This window comes from Pantoea sp. BL1 (assembly GCF_000963985.1).
Lineage (GTDB): Bacteria > Pseudomonadota > Gammaproteobacteria > Enterobacterales > Enterobacteriaceae > Pantoea > Pantoea rwandensis_B.
In genome coordinates this window covers 133,138-141,050 of record NZ_JZRH01000021.1, presented here as the reverse complement: position 1 = coordinate 141,050, position 7,913 = coordinate 133,138, and the positions used below count along the sequence as shown (strand labels likewise).

Sequence of the window (7,913 nt, the reverse complement as noted above, 5' to 3'; positions counted from 1 at the left end):
TAACTGATCGGCATTAGGCCAATTGGCCCGTTTTTTTATGGATGCACTTCAATAACGGCGCGATTGATCGCACATCTGAACCGCTGTTACATGGCGCGATTCAGCGTGCTGCGACAGCAGAGGTTAAAAAGGAAGCTCATCAGCTTCCTTTTTATGGGTCTTAGTAGACGTCACGCAGATAGCGTTTATCTTTCTTCAACTGGTCAATGTAAGCCGCTGCACGTTCGCTGGAGAGGCCACCAAACTGGCGCACCACTTCATACAGCGCTGCATCCACGTCTTTCGCCATGCGTGAAGCATCGCCACAAACATAGAAGTACGCGCCATCCTGCAGCCAGGCATACAGCTCAGCGCCTTTTTCCAGCATACGGTTCTGCACGTAGATCTTCTCTTCCTGATCGCGTGAAAACGCCAGGTCGAGATGTGTTAACAGACCGCTTTGCTGCCAGCCGTTGAGCTCATCTTCATAGATGTAGTCGTGTTCCTGATGCTGATCGCCAAAGAACAGCCAGTTCTTACCTTCAGCACCCGTTGACTGACGTTCCTGCAAGAACGCACGGAACGGAGCAATACCGGTGCCAGGGCCAACCATGATCAGCGGAGCATTGCCGTTAGCCGGCACGCGGAACGCTTTGTTTGGCGAAATAAAGATCGCTGGCTTCTCGCCACGGCGCACGCGCTCGGCCAGATAGGTAGAGCAGACGCCTTTACGCTCACGGCCACCGCTGTGATAGCGCACGGAAGCAATCGTCAGGTGCACCTGATTCGGATGCGTTTTGGAGCTGGAAGAGATGGAGTACGCACGGTGTTGCAACGGACGCAGCATCGCCACGAACTCTGGCACAGACAGGGTGCGCTTCAGCTCAAGCTGCAGCAGGTCCAGCGTGTCTTTGCCCCACAGCCAGTTAGCCAGGGTGTCTTTATCGTCGTGCTGTAATACGTGCAACAGTTCCTGGTTGGCAGTGTGCTGACCCACCCACTCAATCAGCTTGCGCGATGGTTCGGAGATCTCGAACTGGTAGGTCAGCAGATCGCCGAGGTTACGATCGAAGCCTGGCACCGGGGTTTCATAGTCCGCTTTCAGCTCGCTCAGCAACAGGCTAACCAACTCAGCATCGTTCACTGGGATGACGCCCAACGCGTCACCGGCTTCATATTTCAGGCCGCTGTCAGTGAGATCGAATTCAAAGTGGCGAATATCTTTCGCCGATGATTCGCCAGACAGACGCTTGTTCGTCGCCAGCGCTGCAGCATAAGGGTTTTGCTTATTGCTACCTGGAATCACCGGTGCTTCTGGCGCGCTCTCTAACACCGTGCCGCTGCTACCGGCACTGGCGGCAAACTGTGGCATCGCGTCGCCAATCCATGCGCTGGAAGGCTCTTCAAAATCAATATCGCAGTCGATGCGGTCAAAGACGCGTTTTGCACCCAGCTGTTCCAGACGCATATCGAAGAATTTACCGGCCTGGCAGAAGCCATCGTAGCCGGTATCGCCGATCGCCAGGATAGCAAAGTGCATCTGCTCCAGACGCGGCGCTGTGCTGGCTGAAAGTGCTTGCCAGAACAGCTGAGCATTGTCCGGCATCTCGCCTTCACCGTAGGTGGAGGTGACAATCAGCACATGACGCATGGTGGCGAACACGTCCAGGTCTACTTCGCCCAATGCCTGAACCACCGGCACCAGACCTTTGGCACGCGCGGCTTTAGCGGCAGTTTGCGCCAGCGCTTCTGCGTTGCCGGTCTGTGAACCGAACAGAATGTGCAACTGCGTGTTGGTGGCGCCACCGGCCGCAGGTGTCGTCTGCTTATCTTCTAATACCAACAGACGCGAGTGGAGACCGGCGAGAAAACCCGCCAGCCAGTATTTCTGTTCGCCGTTAAACGGCGCATCTTCAGGAATGTAAGGAATCTTCATGGATATCTGTACTCAAACCCGTCTCGTGATGTTCAGTCAATATACACACATTCATTGGTGCTGCTATCAGGAAAGTTTCCCGACAGCAGCGGCGATTTCTGGCAGCGCGGCGCGTGCAAACAGCTCTTCGAAATCAGGCAGATGGCCAAGCACCTCACGGTTGCGGGCATCCTGATAAATGATCCAGCCATAGGTCGCCAGGCTGTCCATGGAGCGAATGTTGCGTTGCGTTAATGCTGCTTTGTAATCGGACATACGTTTTGCCGCAATCAGGCTAGCCAGTTCGTCATCGCTGTAGCTTTCAATCGCTGAGCGTGCATGGCGTTGCAGTTTGCTCACCAGCGCGAAGTCTTCCGTCATCAGCAAATTGCGTACCGCTTTCTCAACCGCAGGGTCTTCAACGGCAGTACCTTTTGGCAGTTTGCCGAGCGCCAGTTGCTGCGCGAAGCTCAATACGGTGTAGTTGTTGAGCAGCACGAACATTTCCGCTGTATCCGTCGCACCGTAAGCCGGTACGGCGCCATCCGCAATGGTTTTGCCGGTGCGCCATGCTGCCTTGAATTTGGCAACCTGATGCGCAGCCAGTGAGGTTGACAGCTCTTCCAGCAAATCCTTACGTGATTTCGCTTTCAGGATCTCGCCACCATCTTGATAGAGCAGCAGCGAACGCGGCATTACGTAGACAAAGTGGTGGCACTCGGTTTCCCAATTCTCCAGCAGCCAGGCTGCGCGCGGCGAGTTGGTGGCTTCCAGGTGCCAGTTCAGCATGGTCAGCACTGCTTGCTTGTGAACCTGCGCCAATTCATCTTCGTCAGCGATTGAACCGAACAGCACGGAATCACCCGCTGCGTGTCCTGCCAGTGCACCGTACGGGTCATACTGGTAAGCGAATCCACCGCTCATGCCGTTGCCGAAACCTTTACCAAAGGTGCCGAGGTTGAGAATCGCACCGTTAGTCATGTATTCGCAGCAGAAATCGCCGACGCCTTCGACTACCGCAGTAGCGCCAGAGTTACGAACCGCGAAACGGTCGCCCGCCTGGCCTTGTACGAACAAACGGCCACCGGTCGCACCAAACAGCGCGAAGTTACCGATCAGCACGTTGCCGTCGCTGTCTTGTGCGCCGCCGCCCGGTGACATCACCACCAGTTCGCCACCGCACTGACCTTTGCCCACGCCATCGTTACAGGTGCCGTAGTGCTTCATCTGCATACCATCGTTGCAGAAGGCACCGAATGACTGACCGGCAGAACCGCTGGTGTGGATATTCACAGTGCGCGGTGCCAGGTAATGACGGCCGCGATCGTCTTTGAACACCGCTGGCAGTGCAGCACGTTGTTCAGCAGACAGTTCGTGGTTGAGCATGCGCTCGATGTCGATGGCCAGCTGGCCGCCCACGCTCTTGTTACGGTTGTTCAGGGTAATGCCTGCGCCGAGGGCGAAATCGCGGCTCGCCTGGTCGATCAGCTGCGTTTTCAGCTCTTCAACCCAGCCATCATCTAGCTCAAAATCTTTTTCCAGATAGACCGGCTTCGCGATTTTCTGCTCTGGCACCACGGTCAACATCGCACGCAGATCCAGCTTGCCGACTTCCAGTGGGTGATCCATCAGGTGCAGCAGGTCAGAACGGCCACGTGCTTCGCGCAGTGAACGCAGGCCGAGGCGTGCGAGGAATTCACGTACTTCTTGCGCCACGTTAACGAAGTACTGCGCCAGCTGACGCGGATCGCCATCAAAAGCTTCGGCGTTGGTGGTTAAACCGGCCGGGCATTTAACGTTACAGTTTTTCGCCATCACGCATTTCAGCATCATCAGCGCGGTGGTGCCGAACTCGAAGCTGTCGCCGCCGAGCAGGGCAGATTTGATCACATCACTACCGGTTTGTTGTGCACCGGAGCAGCGCAGCTGCACCTTGTCACGCAGGCCGTTAGCACACAGCGCCTGATGTACTTCGGCGATGCCAATCTCGGCAACACGACCGGTGTATTTCAGGCTGGTGACCGAGGCCGCACCGGTACCACCGGTGTTACCTGCCACGTTAATCACGTCTGCGCCCGCTTTCGCCACGCCAACCGCGATGGTGCCGATGCCTTCTGAAGACACCAGTTTCACGATGACGCGAACACGTGCGGCTTTACAATCGTGGATCAGCTGTGCCAAATCCTCGATAGAGTAGGTATCGTGGTGCGGTGGGGGTGAAACCAACTCAACACCCGGTGTACCGCCACGCGCTGCGGCGATCTCCACGGTCACTTTCGGTGCAGGCAGCTGTCCGCCTTCACCTGGCTTCGCGCCTTGACCAATTTTGATCTCCAGCTCTTCCAGCATCGGGTCGGCCAGATAAGCCGCCCATACGCCGAAACGACCGGATGCCAACTGCTTGATGCGTGAAGCGCGGATGGTGCCGTGACGTGAATAGTGTTCACCACCTTCACCACAGTTACTCATCCCGCCAACCATGTTAGTACCGTGCGCTACGGCTTCGTGCGCAGGTGCAACCAAGGCACCGTGGCTCATCGCACCGGAGGCGAAAGTGCGGGTAATTTCGTGTGCCGGCTGGATCTCTTCCAGTGGCAGCGAAGGCAACGCGGTAAAGATCAGTGACAGGTAATCTGCCGCTTTACCGTAAGCGGTGATGTGCAATACACCATCGGCCACGCTGCTGCTTTCGATGTCGTCGCTAAAGCGGGTTTTCAGTGCACGTGCCAGCGCTTCCAGACGTTCATCTTCTGGCTTCAGGCCCGCGATGGAATCAATCAGGCGCAACTCGAACTGGTTCAGGCTGCCTTCCACGGCTTCACACTTCAATCCACGGGTGGCAAAACCGTTGTTGACCAGTGAGTAACGGCCGAGTTTGCGACCAAACTCCGCTTCGCTGTCAACGTGGGTCAAATCACACGGCAGCGCGAGGATGTCACGCAGCGCAGCAGGGCGACGTTTACGCTCGGCGTGCATCAGACTGGAGAATTGACGGTAATCCGGCGTGATCGCCAGTGAGTCAATGACCTTGTTCGGGATGCGTTCGAAGCTACTGTCTTTGAATGCGTCAGCTTTAATGCTGAAGGCATTGTCCAGTTTGGCCAGCGTCATCAGACGGATGAAGTTGTCCTCTTCGCGTGCTTTATCAGCGAAGCGAATCGGCTGCTCTGTCATGTCGATAAAGGTACGTACGGCGATGGTACCGTATGAGTGACCTGCACCTTCCGCACGCTCTTTGAAGAGACCCAGCAGTGGCACTTCGGCCTCGCCCTGAATTTTCAGTGCGCTCTGGTGCCAGTCAACCGCCATCTGGGCGATAGCCGGGAAGCCCGCGCCACCGACCGGTGTTTTGATATTCGGGAAGTACTTCTTCAGAACCGGATCGTCGGTATTCAGGAAGTTAGGTTCAAAGAATTCGCCACAGCTGTAGCTCTCAACAGTACAGAGACCCACTTTACCCATGGTCTTCATCAAGGCTTTTTCGGCTGCTTTGGCATAGCGTTTGAAGGCTTTGTTACCTTCTTCGCCTTCGCCATATTTCTCTTCCGCGCGCATCTGTACGCCCAGCGGGTAAACCGCAGACGCACCAAAGCCCAAGGTTGCAGCGATGTGGTGTGAAGAGATGCTCTGGCCGCTTTCTACCACCAGAGAAACATCCAGGCGCAGACCTTCCTGCACCAAACGCTGGTTGATGGCAGAGACCATCAGCAGCATAGGAATCGCCGCGTGAGTTGAAGAGATGTGGCGGTCGGTGATCACCGCAATGCCGCCCTGCTGGCGTGCGAAATCCACGACCTGCTGTGCCAGATTATCAATGGCGTTTTCCAGCGCTTTGGCGTTGGCGGCGCGGCTGACGATATCTTTGCCGATGACCGGCTCATACAGCATCTCGAAACGCGCATAAGGTGCGACGGTTTGCTCGCGCAGGCGCAGCATATCGAGGTGTGTCAGGATCGGCGTGGGCACGATAACCTGCTGACCTTTACTGCGGCCCAAGTGCGGCTTCGCACCCAGTGCCACGCGCAACGTCATGCCGTCCGCTTCGCGGATCGAATCCAGCGGCGGGTTGGTGACCTGAGCAAAGCGTTGTGAGAAGTAGTGCGCCATGCCGCCTTCGTGGTCGGACAGGCCATTGATGGCGTTGCCGTAACCCATCGCCGAGATCTTCTCAGCGCCGGTTTGCAGCATCGGGTCCATCATGAATTTAAAGCTTTCCTGGTTGTAGTAGTACGCCACAAAACGCTGATAAGTTTTGAGGTCACCACGATAGCGCAGCGGTGAACCCAGCTGCTCTGCCTGAATCTCCGGCAGATCGTGCAGGTCCACGCGAGCCGCGCTCAGCAGTGAAAGGTAATCTTTCTCTGCTGCCAGTTTTTCCAGCGCTTCCACCGTGGTGTAAGAGCGTTTTTCTTTATGATCGTAATAGAGCATGCCGCCCGCTTCGATACGGCCACGACGCAGTACGCTTTCCGGTGGGAAGGCAATCTGACCCGCTTCGGACATCGCACCGATGTACTCGGCGGTTTCGACAGAACGCAATGGGCGCAGGCCCAGGCGGTCAAGGCGCGCCCCGATCACTTCGCCATTACCGAAGATCAACGCTGCCGGGCCATCGTTCTTCTCTTCATACAGAGAGAAGTACTCCAGCATCGCGCGCACTTCATTTGACAGTGAGGTGTCGTTTTCCCACGCTGGCGGCATCATGGAAACCACGGCGTTGATCAGGTCGAGGTTATCTTCCATCAAACGGCTATGAATGCTTTGGTCCAGACGCGAGCTGTCGGACTGGCCTTTCGGACGCACGATTTTCTTACCGCGCGCCAGCATCAATGCCGCTTCTGCGATGCGGTTTTTACGGTCGGTGTTCAGCTCACCGTTGTGCGCCATCAGGCGGAACGGCTGTGCCATGGTGGTGTGCGGATCGGTGTTGGTGGAGAAGCGGGTATGGAAGAACAGCCCACGCACCTGATGGTCCACATCGGTCAAATCTTTGAAGTACGGGATCACTTCATTTGAGTTCAGGCGTGCTTTGAATACCTGAGTACGGGAAGAGAGCGACAGCGGATAAAGACCACCGAATTCGCTTTCTGTAAAGGCACGCGCTTCGATATCCAGCAGCGCACGATAGATGTGGCGCTCGAATTCGATCTGTTCGGTGACTTCCTGTGGTGCCGCAAAAATCCACTGCACAATCGGCAGCTGGAATTGCAGGGCGGCTGGACGTGTCACGCTGCCGTCCAGCGGCATATCGCGTTTCATCAGCACAGGGAAGTTATGGGCGGCCAGAGTTTCTTCGACCAGACGCTCTGCGTTAGCACGCAGCTCAGCATCTTTTGGCACAAAGAAGTTACCCACGCCAAAGCGGCCGGCTTCCAGTGGCTGGCCTGTCACTTTGCGGAAGAAGTTCAGAGAAAGGTCGACGTTGACACCTGCGCCATCGCCCACGCCCTCAGCAGACATACCGCCACGGTGCGGTACTGTGCACAGTGCGCTGTGCGCCATCTGCAGGATCTCATGGGTCTGCTCGCCGTCCTTACGGGTAATAAACCCAACACCACAGCTATCACTACCGGCTGAGGGATCATACAAACCATAGGGATGAGGTTTTTGAGTGGACATTGAGGGTCTCCTTAAACTGCTTTTGACATTACCTGCATTATTTCAAGCACAGAGCACTGCTGCGTGCTGTATCAAATTCGTTTTCGCCGCTTAAACGCGGACGTCGCAATACCGAGCAAAGGCTCTCAAGAGAGTATGGTCTCGTCCTTGATGAGCTGCTCTTACTTCCGGTCTCTTACGGGAGATAACTTGCATCCAGAGGGAGTTTCTTGCTGCATAGATATGCCGAGACACAGTCCCGACTGGAAAGCATCCAGCGGAATTCCAACTTATCGGGAAAGCGAACTCAGGTCAAATAGCCAGCTTTGTTGCGGGTAATCGGCTGTTTTGCCAATTAACTTTATGATTATGAACAATTTATTACGTAAATAACTGTCAATCTGACGATTCTGATTCCCCT

At 55.8% G+C, this 7,913-nt stretch carries 2 protein-coding genes; both read right to left on the bottom strand.

The annotated features are described in order from the left end of the window. Positions 1–160 precede the first annotated feature (160 nt). Positions 161–1,915: a sulfite reductase subunit alpha gene (locus tag VH86_RS12300; protein ID WP_045833021.1), complete on the bottom strand. Its 1,755-nt coding sequence runs from the start codon at positions 1,913–1,915 to the stop codon at positions 161–163. Between the two features lie 66 nt (positions 1,916–1,981). Beyond that, entirely contained in the window at positions 1,982–7,513 is a 5,532-nt protein-coding gene (locus tag VH86_RS12295; protein WP_045833020.1) for a glutamate synthase-related protein, read from the bottom strand. Between the last annotated feature and the right edge of the window lie 400 nt (positions 7,514–7,913).

What these genes read in the sequence shown, in the direction of transcription:
- VH86_RS12300 (WP_045833021.1), bottom strand. Translation starts at nt 1,915, where the DNA reads ATGAAGATTCCTTACATTCCTGAAGATGCGCCGTTTAACGGCGAACAG.
- VH86_RS12295 (WP_045833020.1), bottom strand. Translation starts at nt 7,513, where the DNA reads ATGTCCACTCAAAAACCTCATCCCTATGGTTTGTATGATCCCTCAGCC.